The organism is Paraconexibacter sp. (assembly GCF_059438195.1).
Map to the genome: position 1 here is coordinate 75,398 of NZ_JBLKKY010000003.1, position 14,222 is coordinate 89,619.

The following is a 14,222-nucleotide window of genomic DNA, read 5'->3' on the forward strand; positions in this document are numbered from 1 at the left end:
GGCGGGGTGGCGGATCAGGCCGGGGTGAGCGCGCCGTCGTCGATGCGCTCGCCCGCGCGCGGCGAGCGGTCGCGCGGGCCGCGAGGCGTGCGGCCGGGCGGGGCGGCGAGCCGGGCGAGGCCCCACGCGAGCGTGAGGAGCAGCGCGGCCGCGATCGCGAGGACGACCGCGTACCCGGCGCCGACGAGCCAGCCCGCGACATCCGGCTTCGCCTCGCGCTGGAGGACCTCCTTGTCGGAGACGAAAGGCCGGGAGAAGGTCGAGGCCGCCGGGACCTCGGGCGCCGGGATCGCCTCGTCGAGCGGGAGGAAGATCGGCACGCTCGCGAGCTCGCCGGCGCCGTGGTAGCGGAGGATCGCCTTCCACTCGCCGTGGACGGGGATCGGCTCCGTCGTGCGGTAGACGCCGGGGCGCACCTCCTCGAGGTGGTCGACGACGAGCTCGTCGCCGCCCTGCCAGGCGGTGACGGTGAGCCACCGCGCGTCCTGCACAGCGGCGGCCGGCGAGACGCTGATCTCGGCGGCGACGTGACGGCCCTCCCCGCCGGCCACGTCCGTGAGGCGCACGTCGGCGCGCACGTCCGCGGGGGCGCTCGTCGCGAGGCCGGAGGCGACGACGGCCGCGATCGCGACGGCGGCGAGGGACGGGAGCGCGAGCCGGCGCGGCCACGTGGCGGTCGCAGGGGCGATGCCGCGCACGGGGCGCCCGAGGACGCGGTCACGCGGCGCCCGCAGCGCCGTGCCCACCCACGCGCCGAGCAGACCGCCGGCGACGCCGGTGACGAGACCGACCGCGAGCGCCTCGGGGAGCATCTCCCCCGGCCACGGGATCGGCATCCACACCTGCGTCCAGCCGTGCTCGGCGAGGAGCCCGACCGTGCCGACCGCGGCGCCCGCGATCGCGCCGAGCCGCCGCGGGTCCCGCCGGGTGACGGCGAGGAGCGCGATCCCCTCGACGAGAAGCGCGGAGGCGAGGTAGATCGGGAAGTGCGGCGTCGTCTCCCCGAGCACCGGGCCCACGACGACGGCGAGGCCGCCGCGGACGGCGAGGAAGAACGCGACGGCGCCGAGCGCCGCCCCCGGCCCGAGGAACACGCGGGCGCTCACGAGCGCGACGGTCGCCGCCACGGTGATGAGGGCGGGCTGGAGGATGAGGGCGAACTGCGGGACGCCGAAGTCGAACTCGGCCTGGAACGTCGAGAGGCCGATGAGGAAGCCGCCCGAGATGCCGAGGAGCCGGAGGCGCATCGCCGCGGCGGCGAGGCCGCGGGGTGCCGCGCCGTCGCCCTCCCGCTCGGCCGCGCGCATGCCCTCGACGAGGAGGACGCCCATGCCCACGAGCGTCATGCCGGCGCCGCCGATGAGCATGAGGTGCGTCGGGCCCCAGAGGGTGACGTCCTGCCCGAAGAGCCTGTGCCAGACGTCGTCGAGCGGGAAGCCGACGAGCGAGAACGCCGCGCAGGCGACGATGAGGACGCCGCCGAGGGGTGCGTGCCAGCCGCGCGAGATGCGGACGGCGGCGGGGCTCGGCCGCCGCCCCTGCGGAGCGAGGACGATCGCGAGGAAGCCGGCGGCGAAGATGCCGAAGAGCCCCGCGAGGATGAGGTAGTGGGCGGGGTTCGCGAGCGGCCCCGCGTCGCGCCCGTCGTCGATGTGGAGCGCGATGTCCCAGTACATGCCGAGGAGCGCGACGAGCAGGGCGCCGCCGGAGAGGCCCGCCGGAAGCGCGGCCCAGCCGGGCAGCCCGCCGACCCTCTCCGCGAAGCCGGCGACGCGGGCGAGGACCTGCGTGCGGCCGCGGCGGTGGGCGAGGCCGAGGCCGCCGAGCGCGAGGGTCGCGACGGTCGCGCCGCCGGTGGCGATCGCCACCTCGCCGAGGGCCGCTCCCCCGGCCGGCTCGGCGGCGGCCAGCGTCGTCTGAAGCAGTGACATGAGCTGATGTTACATCGATCTATGTCACATGAGGCGCTGCTAGCCTCGCCCTGTGAGCGACGTCACGGACTCCGCCGACCTCACGATCGAGGAGCTCGCCGCCGAGACGGGCATGACCGTCCGCAACATCCGCGCGCACCAGTCGCGCGGCCTCGTCCCGGGGCCGGTCGTCCGCGGGCGCACCGGCTACTACGGCGCGGCGCACGTCGAGCGGCTCAAGCTCATCCGCGAGCTGCAGGCGGACGGCCTCAACCTCGCCGCGATCGCGAAGCTCGTCGGGACGGGCGGCGAGGAGTTCGCCGGCTTCCGCCGCGCGCTCGCGACGCCGTTCGAGACCGGCGGCGCGCAGATCGTCACCGCGGACGAGGTCGCCGCGCTCATCGGCGTCGACGTCGACGCCGAGCAGGTCGCGCGCGCGGAGAAGCTGGGCGTCGTGCGGCCGGTCGGCGACGGGCGCTACGAGATGAGCCCGCGGCTCCTCGCGGCCGCCGCGGAGGCCCGCGCCCTCGGGATCGCGCCGGACGTCGCCCTCGACCTCCTCGAGAAGCTCGACCGGCACGGGCGCGCGATCGCGAAGCTCTTCGTCGACCTCTTCCTCGACGAGGTGTGGAAGCCCTTCCAGGACGAGGGGATGCCGCCCGAGGACTGGCCGCGCGTCCGCGACGCCGTCGAGCGCCTGCGCCCGATGGCGGGCGAGGCCCTTCTCGGCATGTTCGAGCCGGCGATGACGGTCGCCGTCGACCGCGCCGCCGAGCGGGTCGTCGAGAAGCTCGGGAAGGACGGCCGGCGCTGATGTTCGGCCGCCGCCGCGCAGCCGCGCCCGACGACGAGCGGATCCGCCGGCTCACCGCCGACGTCCGGCGACTCGAGCGCCTCGTCGACGACCTCTACCGCGAGCTCGACCTCCGCCCCGGCGCGGCGGCGTCCTCGCCCGACGACGGCTTCCCGCCCGCGGCCGTGGACGCCCTCCGCGACGGCAAGAAGATCGAGGCGATCAAGGCCTACCGCGAGCGCACCGGCGCCGGCCTCAAGGAGGCGAAGGAGGCCGTCGAGCGGTACGCGCGCGAGAACCCCTGGCTCTGACGCGCCCACACCGCATCGCCCCCGGCGGGCCGGGCCCGGGCGGCGGCTACCATCGAAGGACCGTGTCGCTCGATGGACCCTCCCGCACGATCGTCGTCGAGCCGCTCCGCGCGCCGGAGCGCGGGCCGGCCCCGCGCGAGCGTCCCGCCGCCGACCCGCCCGCGCCGCGGGAGCCCGGCCCGGCCGAGCCCGCCCGAGAGCCCCGCGAGCCCGCCACGGCGTGAGCGCCGCCCCCGACCTCGCCGAGGCGGTCGTCGGCTACCGGGCCTGGCGCATCGTCGGCGAGCGCCTCCTCTCCCCCTTCATCCCCTGCACCTGGGAGGGCCGCGTCATGCACGCGACGTGCTGGCCGGCCTACAAGCGGATCCTCCTCGGCGAGGGCTGGGTCGCCGGGTCGCACGACTCGCCGCACCCGGACTGCCAGTGCGGCGTGTACGCCTACCACCGGCCCGGGGCGCAGGGCTACTACGGCGAGTGGCTGTGGGTCGAGGGCGTCGTCTCGCTCTGGGGGCGCCTCGAGGCGCACCGCGACGGCCTCCGGGCCGAGCACGCCCGCATCGAGCTGCTCTCCCATCCCCCGCGCAACGAACCCGAGCGCCGGGCCGCGGTCGAGACGATCGCCGCGCGGCTCGACGTGCCGCTCGTCCCGCACGCCGAGCTGGCCGACGCGGCGCGGGCGATCGGCTCGCCGCTGCCGCAGCAGCTCCTCCCCGAGGCCGGGTAGCGTCAGGGCCCATGGCCGACGACCCGCCCGTCCTGCACGCCCTCATCTACGAGTACTCCCACGACGTCCTCGAGCGTCGCAAGCCCTTCCGCGAGGATCACCTCATGCACGCGCGCGAGGCCGTCGCCCACGGGCAGATGCTCTACGGCGGCGCTCTCGGCGATCCCGTGCACGGCGCCCTGTTCGTCTTCCGCTGCGGCCGCCCCGAGGTCGAGGCGTGGGTGAACGGCGACCCGTACATGGGCGCGCAGGTCGTCACCTCCTGGCGCATCGAGCCGTGGACGGTGTCGGTGTCGCGCGACGGCTGACCGCGCTCGCATACGATCGTCGGCATGACCACGACCCTGCCGCGCCTGTGGACCTTCCAGACCTCGCCGTTCGCCGGCAAGGCCCGCGCCGCGTTCGCCGAGAAGGGCGTCGAGATGACGCTCCACGAGATCCACCCGGCGAAGCGCCCGCCCGAGATCAAGGACCTCTCGCCGATCGGGCGCGTCCCGATCCTCGAGACCGAGAACGGCCCCATCTTCGAGTCGTCGGTCATCTGCGAGTGGATCGAGGAGACCTACCCCGAGCCGCCGCTGTGGCCCGCCGACCCGACCGAGCGCGCGTGGGCCCGCGCGTGGTCGAAGTGGATCGACGACCACCTCACCGGCAACTACTTCCTCGGGATGCGCAAGCTCGCGTTCGGCAAGGACCCCGGCGACCCCGAGGACATCACCGAGCAGCTCCACGAGAAGTTCCTGCGGCGCCTCGAGAAGTTCGAGCCGACGCTCGCCGAGCGCGGCGGCCCGTACGTCTGCGGCGAGACCTTCACCTACGCCGACCTCAGCGCGATCGCCCTCGCCGTCCGCGTCCCCCAGTGGACGCCGCACCTCGTCGACCGCATCGACGCCCTCCCCGCCGCCTCGGCGTGGTTCGCGGCGCTGCGCGAGCGTCCCTCCGCGGAGGCCGTCGACGCGAAGGGCGAGCCGGTCCACCGGGCCGAGTAGCCCGTCCGCCCCGCGAGATGCAGGATCGTCACCCCCAGGGTCACGATCCTGCATCTCGCGGGGGTCGCCGTCGCGACGCCGGTCGCGCCTCACGGCGTCCGGACGCAGAGACCGGATAGGTTGCGCGGCATGCAGCGGATCGTCATGGAGCAGGACTTCGCCCTTCCGGTCGAGCGCGTCTTCGCGTTCCTCGCCGAGCACGAGAACCTCAACCACCTCTTCCCCGCGAAGGTGACCCGCGTGAAGGACGGCACCGACGGGACGCGCAACGGCGAGGGATCCGTGCGCGCCCTGAAGATCGGGCCCCTCCCGGCGTTCGAGGAGACGAACATGAAGGTCGTCCCGAACGAGCTCATCGAGTACCGGATCACGAAGGGCAGCCCCCTCCGCGGTCACATCGGCCGCATGGAGTTCTCCTCGCGCGACGGCGGCGGCTCGCACCTCCGCTACGAGATCGCGTTCGGGGCGGTCGTCCCGGGGCTCGACGTCGTCGTCGCGAAGGCCCTGAAGCGCGACGTGGGCAAGGGCCTCGCGAAGATCGACCAGCTCGCCTGAGCGTATTCCTACGCTCTTGTAACTTCGCGGTGGCGCGGTGTACCGTCGTCCCATGGGACGCCGACACACCGCACTCGCCGCCGCCACGACCGCCCTCGCCGGGGCCGGTGCGTGGGAGCTGCAGCGCCGCCGCGATCAGCGCGCGATCGAGGCCGACCCGGAGCACGCGCTCCTGCAGCGCCCTCTCCGCGGCCGCTCGCGGACGGTGACGAGCGGCGACGGGACCGAGATCCACGTCGAGGAGTTCGGGCCCGCCGACGGCCCGGCGATCGTCCTCGCCCACGGCTGGACGTGCCAGATCCGCTTCTGGACGCGGCAGATCCACGACCTCTCGCGCGACCATCGCGTCATCGCCTACGACCAGCGCGGGCACGGCCGCAGCGGCCGGGCGGTGGGCGACTACCGCGTCGAGCGCTTCGGTCACGACCTCGCCGCCGTGCTCGAGGCGTGCGTCCCCGAGGGTGAGCGCGCCGTCGTCGCCGGCCACTCGCTCGGGGGCATGAGCATCGTGTCGTTCGCCGGCCTCCACGCGGGGGAGATCGGGGACCGGGTGAGCGCGGCCGCGCTCGTCAACACGGGCATGGGCGACCTCATCCAGAAGGCGCTCGTCCTCCCGGTGAAGACCCCCGTCGAGAAGCTCGAGCAGCTCGTCGGCCAGGCGATCCTCAGCGCCCCGGCCCCGCTCCCGAAGGGGTCGACGCCGCTCGCGCACCGCGCCGTCCGCTACGTCGCGCTGTCGCCGTCGGCCTCCCCGGCGCAGGTGGGGTTCTGCGAGGACATCGTCATCGACTGCCGCCCGGACGTCCGCGGGGCCGTCGGGAAGGCGCTCACCCGGCTCGACCTCCACGCCGCCGTCGAGAGGCTCCGCGTCCCGACCGTGGTCATCGCGGGCCGCGACGACAAGCTCACGCCGCCCGAGCACGCCGAGCGGCTCGCGCGCGAGCTGCCCGACTGCCGCGAGCTCCTCGTCCTCCCGGGCGGCCACATGGGGCCGGTCGAGCGCGCCGACGACGTGACCGGCGCGCTGCGCGCGCTCGTCGCCGACGCGGCGGCGGCGCCCGCCTAGGCCGCGGGCGCCGCAGGGCCGGGCGGCGTCGCGCCCGGCCTACAGGATGATCTCGCAGTTCTTCACGCGGTCGCGCGAGTCCTTCTCGATGCGGTCGCGGCCGGGACCGCAGTCGATGACGTCGCGGCCCCCGCCGACGGCGCGGATCGTGTCGTCGCCGGGTCCGGCGAAGATGCGGTCGCGGTCGAAGCCGCCGTTGATCTGGTCGTCGCCGCGGCCGCCGTAGATCGTGTCCTTCCCGCGGCCGCCCTCGATCTCGTCGTCGCCGTCGCCGCCGACGAGGCGGTCGTCCCCCTTGCGGCCGAAGATCGAGTCGCTGCCCGAGCCGCCGTAGAGCTTGTCGTCGCCGCCCGCGCCCTCGAGGAAGTCGTCGCCGCCGCGGCCGCGGAGCGTGTTCGCCCCGTTGGTCCCGATGATGCGCTCGCTCGCGCGGCGACCCGGGCACTTCTTCTTCTCGAGCTGGCAGTTCGGGAGATCCTCGTAGGCGATCGCCTTGTCGACGGTGACGTCGTTCCACGGCACGCCGACCGCGACCCAGAGCTCCTTGAAGTCGCTGAGCTGAGGGATCTTCACGTCGCCGGGAGCCGGAAGGAACGTCTCGCAGCCGAGGAAACGCGGAATCATCCGCGTGCCCTGACGCATCGCCGCCGGGCTGAGGAGGACGGTGTCGTTCCCCGCCCCGCAGTCGGCCTTCACGAGTGACTCGCCGACGTAGAGGACGTCGTCGCCGGGCCCGGCCTCCATCGTCGTGGAGAGCCGGTCCTCCGCCGACCAGAGACGGTCGTCGCCGTCGCCGCCCCGGATCGTGCCGGAGCCCTCGTCGACGATGATGTCGTTCCCCGGACCGCCGTCGGCCGGGCGGCCCTTGAACTGCCCCGAGCCGGGGAAGAGGACGTCGTTGCCAGGGCCGCCGTCGAGCCCGTCGTTGCCCGTCCCGCCCATGAGGAGGTCGTTGCCCTCGCCGCCGCGCATGTCGCGGTCCTTGCCCGCGAGCCCGATGAGGACGTCGTCGCCGGAGCCGCCGTCGAGGAGCTTGTCGTCGCCGAAGCGGGACTCGCCGAGGAAGTCGTTGCCCTCGCCGCCTCGGAGGATGTCGTCGCCGTCGAAGCCGTCGAGCTCGTCGTTGCCCGGCCCGCCCTCGAGGACGTCGTTGCCGGTGTAGCCGTAGAGCTCGTCGTCCCCGGGGCCGCCTTCGAGCCGGTCGTTGCCCGAGCCGCCGTCGAGATCGTCGTCGCCGTCGCCGCCGTAGAGCTTGTCGGCCGCCGAGCCGCCGGACAGCAGATCGTCGCCGCCGCGCCCGTGGAGCTCGTCCCGGGAGCCCCGACCGCGGATCACGTCATCGCCGGACGTCCCCCTCAGCGTGTCCGCGAGGTTGTCGCCGGTGATCGACTTGGCGACCGCGCTCGGGACGCCGCTGAAGGTGATGCCCCCCGCGACCGCGAGGAGGGTGAGAAGCGCGACCGTCGCGCGGGGGAAATTTCGACCCATGACCTGCGAACCGTAGGGGAGGAACGTCGATGCGGTCGCGCTTCCTTCGACTTGGCGCTCCGCCGGTCGCCCGTCGGCGGTGAGGTAGCGTCTCGCGCCGTGGACGAGATCACGCTGAGCGCGCCCTCCGAGGTGACGATGAGCTGGATCCACCCGCGACCGGCGTGGATGCAGCGCGCCGGGCACGCGGTCCTCTCGGGAGGCGGCGTCTGGGTGATCGACCCGCCGCACGGCGAGGGGCTCCTCGACTGGATCCGCGGGCTCGGCGAGCCGCGCGCCGTCCTGCAGCTCCTCGACCGGCACCCGCGCGACTGCGCGCGGGTCGCCGACGAGCTCGGCGTCCCGCTCCACGTCGTGCCGCTCGGCCACGACCCGAGCGTCCCGTTCGAGGTCGTCCCCCTCTGGCACCTCCCCGTGTGGAAGGAGGACGCCCTCTGGTTCCCCGCCGAGCGCGTCCTCGTGGTGCCCGAGGCGATCGTCGCCGCGCCGCTCTTCGCCGCTCCGGGGGAGACCGCGGGCGTCCACCCCATGCGCCGACTCGTGCCGCCGACGGCGCTGCGGCGCTTCACCGGGGAGGTCGAGCACCTCCTCCTCGGCCACGGTCCGGCGCTCCACGGCGAGGAGGCGCGCGCCGCGCTGCGCGACGCGCTCGAGGGCTCGCGCCGCCGGGCGCCGAGCCTCGTTCGCGCGCAGGTCCGGCGAGCGCTGCGGCGCGAGTACGGCTGACCCCGCCGTGCACGTCGATCTCACCCTGCGGGCGCTCCCCGTCACGGAGGTCGCGGCGGCCGCCGCCGAGGTCGAGCGCCTCGGCTTCGACGGCGTCGGCCTCACCGAGTCGACGGGCAGCCCCTTCGTCGCGGCGACGCTCGCCGCGACGGCGACGCGCGAGGTCCGCGTCGCGACGGCGATCGCGCTCGCGCTGCCGCGAAGCCCGATGGACGTCGCCTACACGGCGTGGGACCTCCAGGCCTTGAGCACAGGGCGCTTCGCGCTCGGGCTCGGCTCCCAGGTCCGCGCGCACGTCGAGCGGCGCTTCGGCGCGGCCTGGGAGCGCCCGGCCGCGCGGATGCGCGAGCACGTCCTCGCCTTGCGCGCGATCTTCGCCGCCTGGCAGGAGGGGACCGAGCTGCGGTTCGAGGGCGAGTTCACGTCGCACACGCTCATGCCGCCGAACTTCCGGCCGGCCCCTCTCGACGCCGGCCCGCCACCCGTCCTCCTCGCCGCGGTGCGCGAGCGCATGCTCGAGGTCTGCGGCGAGGTGGCCGACGGGCTCCTCGGTCACGCGTTCCAGACACCGGAGACGCTGCGCGCCATCACGATCCCGGCCCTCGAGCGCGGCCTCGAGCGCTCGGGACGCGGCCGCGAGGACGTCGAGGTGACCGCCGGGCTCTTCGTGGCGACCTCCGACGACGAGTGGGAGGCGACCCGCCGGCGCGTCGCGTTCTACGGATCGACGCCGGCGTACCGGCACGTCCTCGACCACCACGGGCTCTCGGACCTCTTCGAGCGTCTCCACGCGCTCTCGCGGTCCGGTGACTGGGCGCAGATGACCGACCTCGTCGACGACGACGTCCTCGCGCTCTTCGCCGTCCGCGGGACGGACCCGACCGGCGTCGCGGACGAGATCCGCGCGAGGGTGGGCGACGTCGCCGACCGCGTCGCCTTCGTCGGCGAGCGCCCGGACCTCGATTCCTGGTCCCGGATCGCCGCGGCACTGCGCACCCCCTGACCGCCGAACCGGATTCCTGCGGCGCCCTGGCGCCGCAGGAATCCGGTTCGGCGGTTTCGTGGACGGCGAGTGGGACGAACGTCCAGGGTCGGGCGGGGGGAAGCTCAGCGTCTCGCCGGGCCTGCCGACGGCCTGGGTATGCCGCTCCTTCGCGTTCCCCCCCGCTCCGCCCGCCGAGCCGCGCTCCTCGCCGCCGCAGGACTCGCCGCCGCGGCCCCGTCCGCACACGCGCTCGACCTGCTGCGCAACGTGAGCATCCCGGGCGTCCATCAGCAGGTCCTCCAGGTGACCGACAACGTCCAGCCGACGCTCCAGAGCCTTCCCGAGGTCCCCGGCCTCCCCGTCACGTCGCACCCGGTCTCCGTCCCGGTCCTGCCGCCCTTCCCCGCCCTCACCGCCCCCGAGAAGCCTCGCGGGGGCACGCGCCTCGGGGTCCCCGGGTCCGACAAGCTCCGGGTCCGGACCTCGAAGGGCATGACGCTCCGCGGCCTCGAGGGCAAGGACAAGCTCGTCGGCGCCACCGGGAACGACCACCTCCTCGGCGGCACCGGCCCGGATCGCCTCTACGGCAAGAGCGGCGACGACGTGCTCGAGGGCGGCAGCGGCGACGACCGCCTCAGCGGCGCCTGGGGCAATGACTGGCTCTACGGGGGCTTCGGCCACGACACGCTCCGCGGCGGCGACGGGAACGACGCGCTCTTCGGCGGCGCGGCGCCCGACGACGTCCGCGGCGGCGCCGGCGACGACCTCATCCACGCGGGCTCCGGCGGTGATGAGGTCCACGGCGGCGATGGCAACGACGTCATCTACGCCGACTCCGGGCCCGACGTCATCGACGCCGGGAACGGCGACGACATCGTCTACGTCAACAACGGAACTGCCGTGAAGAGCGTCGACTGCGGCGCCGGCAACGACACGATCGTCATCAACCCCTACCGGGCCTCCGGCGGGGTCTCCAACGCCCAGGCGCTGCGGCGCGGCGCGATCCGGAACTGCGAGCAGGTCATCGCGGCACCCGTCGTGAAGGACCCGAACGCCGGCGTGAAGCGCCTCGCGCACGAGACGAGGGGCCAGCGCATCACCGGCTCGGACAAGGACGACAACCTCCTCGGCGGCCACGGCCCCGACCGCATCAGCGCCGGCGCCGGTGACGACGTCATCTGGGGCGACCGCCTCCCCGCCGAGCGCGGCAAGCGCTCCTACGACCGTCTCAAGGGCGGCGACGGCAACGACACGATCTACGGCGGCCGCGGCAAGAACCGCATCGACGGCGGCCGCGGCGACGACTACCTCCAGGGCGGCGCCCGTCGCAACATCATCCACGGCAGGTCCGGCGACGACGAGATCCGGCTGCGCGGCAAGGGCCGCAACACCGTGAAGGCGGGGTCCGGGAACGACATCGTCTACGCGTTCGGCTCCGGGCGCATGACGATCGACTGCGGGTCCGGCAAGGACACGGTCTACATCGGGCGCAAGCGTCCGAGGACGAAGCGCTGCGAGCGCGTGGTGAGCCGCTACGCGGAGGCCGCACGCTCGCGCAAGAAGTGACGGCGTCGCGGCCGGCGCGGGTTCGCGCGCCGGCCGCCGCGGTGGCAAGATGCCCGCCGATGCACGCGACGCCCGAGCGGATCCCGAAGACCTACCGCGCGACGCTCGCCGCCGCCTCCCCGTGGGTCCGGCTCTGGGGCCGCCTCGAGGTGAGCGGCCGCGACCTCCTCACCGACGGCCCGCTGCTCGTCGCCGCCAACCACGACAGCTACTGGGACCCGCTCGCCATCGGGATCGCCGGCCTGCCGCACCGGCAGATCCGCGCGCTCGCGAAGTCGTCGCTGTGGAAGCCGGGCATGGGCCCGATGCTCGACCGCATGGGCCAGATCCCGATCGACCGCGGCGCCGGCGACCTCGCGGCTCTCCGGCGCGCGATCGAGGAGCTGCAGGCCGGGGCGTGCATCGGCGTCTTCCCCGAGGGGACGCGCTCGCTCGGTCGCGAGCTGCGCGCGCGCAGCGGCATCGGCCGGCTCGCCCAGGAGGTCCCCGAGGCGCGGGTCGTCTGCGCGACGGTCACGGGAACGGTCGACCTCCCCCGCCCCCCGCGTCGACCGCGCGTCACCGTCGACTTCTTCGAGCCCGCCGGCGGCGGCCTCCAGTCGGGCGAGAGCCCCGGAGAGTTCGCCGGCCGGCTCCTCACCGAGCTGCGTGAGCGCGCGCCCCGCGTCGTCGCCGGCCGCGCCGGGCGGCGCGTCCCCGCCTGAGCCTCAGCCGCGCCAGGGCCGCAGGCGCGGCCACCACGCCGGGACCGCCGCGCGGTACTCGTCGAAGGCGGGGCCGAACCGCCGCCGCAGCCCCGGCTCCTCCCACCGCCGGGTGACGACGACGAGCGTCGCGACGTAGGCGGCGGCCGCCGCGAAGAGGACCGGGCGGGCGAGGACGAGCCCCTCGCCGACGATGACCGCCGCGGTCGCGACGTACATCGGGTTGCGGACGTGGCGGTACGGGCCGTGGACGACGAGCCGTCCGGTCGGCGCCGCCGGCGTCGGCGTGCCGCGCCCCTCCCGCGCGAAGCGGACGAACGCCGCGACGACGACGGCGAGCCCGGCGGCGACGAGCGCGACGCCCAGCGCCGTCGCGACGGGCTGGACGGGAAGGTCGTCGCCGCGTTCCCACCCGCCCGTGAGCAGGTAGGGCCCGAGGCCCGCCTCGAGGCCCGGCCCGACGAGGAAGAACGCCGCGCTGCCGATCGCAGCGGCGCGGACCGGGAGGACGGCGGCCATCGCAGGGCATCGTACGAGCCCCGGCGCGCGAGGGTCCCATCGACGGCGGGCTAGGATCGGGGGACGATGTCGAGCGCCACCGGAGAGCTCGCCGGGCCGCCTCCGCCGCCGCGCGCGCGCATGCGCCGGCGTCGCGTCCGCCTCACCGCGATCCGCGACGCGACCATCGCGTCGCTCATCACGACGAGCGCGGCGGCCTGGCTCGTCGCCGGCCTCGTCACCACCGCGGTGTGGTGGCTCGCCGGCGCCGGGAGCTACTGGCCCTCGTGGGTGTGGCTCGGAGCGGGTGCGCCCGTCGCGACCGCGGCGCTCCTGCGGCTCACGTGGCGGGTCCCGGCCGGCCCGGCGCGCTGGGCGACCGTCCACGCCGTCCTCGCGTTCGTCGCCGCCGCCTTCCTCGCCGTCGTCTGGCTCCGCACCGACCAGGGCGACTGGCTCGCCTGGGTGCTCGTCGGGCTCGGGACCGCGTTCGCGATCCACGCGCTCCTCGCCTTCGCCGACCGCCTCCCGCCCCGGCCCAGCGAGGAGGCCCTCTCGGCCCGCGTCGACGAGCTCGTGCGGACGCGCCGCGGCGCGCTCGACGTCGAGGCCTCCGAGCTGCGCCGCCTCGAGCGCGACCTGCACGACGGCGCGCAGGCGCGGCTCGTCGCGCTCAGCCTCCAGCTCGGCCGGGCCGAGCAGCGCCTCGCGGGCGACCCGGCAGCTCGCGACCTCGTCCGCGCCGCCCGGGCGGAGGCGGGCGAGGCGATCGCGGAGCTCCGAGACCTCGCCCGCGGTCTCGCGCCGCCGCTCCTCATCGAGCGCGGTCTCGCCGCCGCCGTGGAGGCGCTCGCGACCCGGGCGGCGGTCCCCGTCACCGTGCGCGCCGACGTGCCCGAGCGCCTCTCGCCGCTGCTCGAGCGGGCCGCCTACTTCGTCGTCGCCGAGGCCCTCACGAACGTCGCGAAGCACGCGCCGCACGCGCACGCGACGGTGACCGTCGTCGCGGCCGACGGCACGCTCACCCTCGAGATCGCGGACGACGGGCCCGGAGGCGCCGACCCCACGGGCCCCGGCCTCCTCGGCCTCCGGTCGCGCGTCGAGGCGATCGACGGCGCGCTCGCGGTCGAGACCGGGGAGCGCGGCACGACGATCCGCGCGGAGCTGCCGTGCGCGTCGTGATCGCCGAGGACCACGTCCTCCTCCGCGAAGGCCTCGTCGCGCTCCTCCGCGAGCACGACATCGACGTCGTCGCGCAGGTCGAGGACGCGGAGGGACTGCTCCGCGTCATCGCCGGCCACCGCCCCGACCTCGCGATCGTCGACGTCCGGCTCCCGCCGACGTTCACGGACGAGGGCGTGCGCGCCGCGATCGAGGCCCGCAGGCGCTGGCCGGAGCTGGGGGTGCTCGTCGTCTCGCAGGCCGTCGAGGAGGTCTACACGTCCGACCTCCTGGCCGCCGGGGAGGCGGGCGTCGGCTACCTGCTCAAGGAGCGCGTCGGCGAGGTCGCCGAGTTCCTCGACGCGGTCCACCGCGTCGCCGAGGGCGGGACGGCCCTGGACCGCGAGGTCGTCGCCCGCCTCGTGCGCCCGTCCGAGTCGACGGCGGAGGGACGGCTGGCCGTGCTGACGCCCCGTGAGCGCGACGTCCTCGCGCTCATGGCGGAGGGGCGGTCGAACGCGGCGATCGCGCGCGAGCTCGTCGTCACGCCGGGCGCGATCGAGAAGCACGTGACGAGCATCTTCTCGAAGCTCGACCTCGCCTCCGCCGAGGACGGGCACCGCCGCGTGCTCGCGGTCCTCGCGTGGCTGCGCGGCGTGACGCAGAATGGCGCGTCACCACTCTGATCCGGGGGTAGACCCCACCATGCTCGGTGGCGCCCCCCACTGCCATCGGGCGCTCGGTCG

Annotated in this window: 17 protein-coding genes; 14 read left to right on the forward strand and 3 right to left on the reverse strand. The window is 75.2% G+C overall.

The features are described 5' to 3' along the window. Positions 1 to 14 precede the first annotated feature (14 nt). Positions 15 to 1,931 (reverse strand): hypothetical protein, encoded by a 1,917-nt coding sequence (locus ACME2J_RS01825; RefSeq protein ID WP_495543153.1) that lies wholly within the window; start codon positions 1,929 to 1,931, stop codon positions 15 to 17. Positions 1,932 to 1,983: 52 nt separating this feature from the next. Between ACME2J_RS01825 and ACME2J_RS01830 the strand changes: the two genes are divergently transcribed. From ACME2J_RS01830 to ACME2J_RS01865, 8 genes are all read left to right on the forward strand, one after another. Further along, positions 1,984 to 2,724 carry a MerR family transcriptional regulator gene (locus ACME2J_RS01830; protein WP_495543154.1) on the forward strand — a complete coding sequence of 247 codons (741 nt, stop codon included), beginning with the start codon at positions 1,984 to 1,986 and terminating at the stop codon, positions 2,722 to 2,724. After that, positions 2,724 to 3,014, forward strand: coding sequence for a ribosomal protein L7/L12 (locus ACME2J_RS01835; protein ID WP_495543155.1), 291 nt, complete (start codon positions 2,724 to 2,726; stop codon positions 3,012 to 3,014). The genes ACME2J_RS01830 and ACME2J_RS01835 overlap by 1 nt, the downstream gene beginning before the upstream one ends. Before the next feature lie 62 nt (positions 3,015 to 3,076). Continuing rightward, a complete protein-coding gene (locus tag ACME2J_RS01840; protein ID WP_495543156.1) occupies positions 3,077 to 3,238 on the forward strand; it encodes a hypothetical protein in 162 nt (53 codons plus the stop codon). Then, entirely contained in the window at positions 3,235 to 3,738 is a 504-nt protein-coding gene (locus tag ACME2J_RS01845; RefSeq protein ID WP_495543157.1) for a hypothetical protein, read from the forward strand. Before ACME2J_RS01840 ends, ACME2J_RS01845 begins: the two co-directional genes overlap by 4 nt. A gap of 11 nt (positions 3,739 to 3,749) precedes the next feature. Further along, on the forward strand, positions 3,750 to 4,046 hold the full coding sequence (locus ACME2J_RS01850; RefSeq protein ID WP_495543158.1) for a YciI family protein: 297 nt from the start codon (positions 3,750 to 3,752) through the stop codon (positions 4,044 to 4,046). 24 nt (positions 4,047 to 4,070) lie between these two features. Beyond that, entirely contained in the window at positions 4,071 to 4,727 is a 657-nt protein-coding gene (locus tag ACME2J_RS01855; protein WP_495543159.1) for a glutathione S-transferase family protein, read from the forward strand. A 129-nt stretch (positions 4,728 to 4,856) separates the two neighbouring features. After that, on the forward strand, positions 4,857 to 5,282 hold the full coding sequence (locus ACME2J_RS01860; protein ID WP_495543160.1) for an SRPBCC family protein: 426 nt from the start codon (positions 4,857 to 4,859) through the stop codon (positions 5,280 to 5,282). Between the two features lie 52 nt (positions 5,283 to 5,334). Next, the gene (locus tag ACME2J_RS01865) at positions 5,335 to 6,348 is read left to right on the forward strand and encodes an alpha/beta fold hydrolase (RefSeq protein ID WP_495543161.1); all 1,014 of its coding nucleotides are present in this window, start codon (positions 5,335 to 5,337) and stop codon (positions 6,346 to 6,348) included. Between the two features lie 39 nt (positions 6,349 to 6,387). Here ACME2J_RS01865 and ACME2J_RS01870 read toward each other — a convergent pair whose 3' ends face one another. After that, on the reverse strand, positions 6,388 to 7,836 hold the full coding sequence (locus tag ACME2J_RS01870) for a calcium-binding protein (RefSeq protein WP_495543162.1): 1,449 nt from the start codon (positions 7,834 to 7,836) through the stop codon (positions 6,388 to 6,390). 99 nt (positions 7,837 to 7,935) lie between these two features. Here ACME2J_RS01870 and ACME2J_RS01875 point away from each other — a divergent pair, with 99 nt between their 5' ends. From ACME2J_RS01875 to ACME2J_RS01890, 4 genes are all read left to right on the forward strand, one after another. Further along, positions 7,936 to 8,562, forward strand: a complete 627-nt coding sequence (locus tag ACME2J_RS01875) for a hypothetical protein (RefSeq protein ID WP_495543163.1) — start codon at positions 7,936 to 7,938, stop codon at positions 8,560 to 8,562. 7 nt (positions 8,563 to 8,569) lie between these two features. After that, positions 8,570 to 9,565 (forward strand): TIGR03617 family F420-dependent LLM class oxidoreductase, encoded by a 996-nt coding sequence (locus ACME2J_RS01880; protein ID WP_495543164.1) that lies wholly within the window; start codon positions 8,570 to 8,572, stop codon positions 9,563 to 9,565. A gap of 138 nt (positions 9,566 to 9,703) precedes the next feature. Next, entirely contained in the window at positions 9,704 to 11,113 is a 1,410-nt protein-coding gene (locus tag ACME2J_RS01885) for a calcium-binding protein (RefSeq protein WP_495543165.1), read from the forward strand. Between the two features lie 59 nt (positions 11,114 to 11,172). Beyond that, a complete protein-coding gene (locus tag ACME2J_RS01890; protein WP_495543166.1) occupies positions 11,173 to 11,817 on the forward strand; it encodes a lysophospholipid acyltransferase family protein in 645 nt (214 codons plus the stop codon). Between the two features lie 3 nt (positions 11,818 to 11,820). Here ACME2J_RS01890 and ACME2J_RS01895 read toward each other — a convergent pair whose 3' ends face one another. Further along, complete coding sequence (locus ACME2J_RS01895) at positions 11,821 to 12,336, reverse strand: methyltransferase family protein (RefSeq protein WP_495543167.1); 516 nt, start codon at positions 12,334 to 12,336, stop codon at positions 11,821 to 11,823. Positions 12,337 to 12,402: 66 nt separating this feature from the next. On the opposite strand from ACME2J_RS01895, the gene ACME2J_RS01900 reads away from it, so the two are divergent. Both ACME2J_RS01900 and ACME2J_RS01905 read left to right on the forward strand, forming a co-directional pair. Next, positions 12,403 to 13,497 carry a sensor histidine kinase gene (locus ACME2J_RS01900; protein WP_495543168.1) on the forward strand — a complete coding sequence of 365 codons (1,095 nt, stop codon included), beginning with the start codon at positions 12,403 to 12,405 and terminating at the stop codon, positions 13,495 to 13,497. Next, entirely contained in the window at positions 13,485 to 14,162 is a 678-nt protein-coding gene (locus ACME2J_RS01905) for a response regulator (protein ID WP_495543169.1), read from the forward strand. Before ACME2J_RS01900 ends, ACME2J_RS01905 begins: the two co-directional genes overlap by 13 nt. Positions 14,163 to 14,222: the final 60 nt, after the last annotated feature.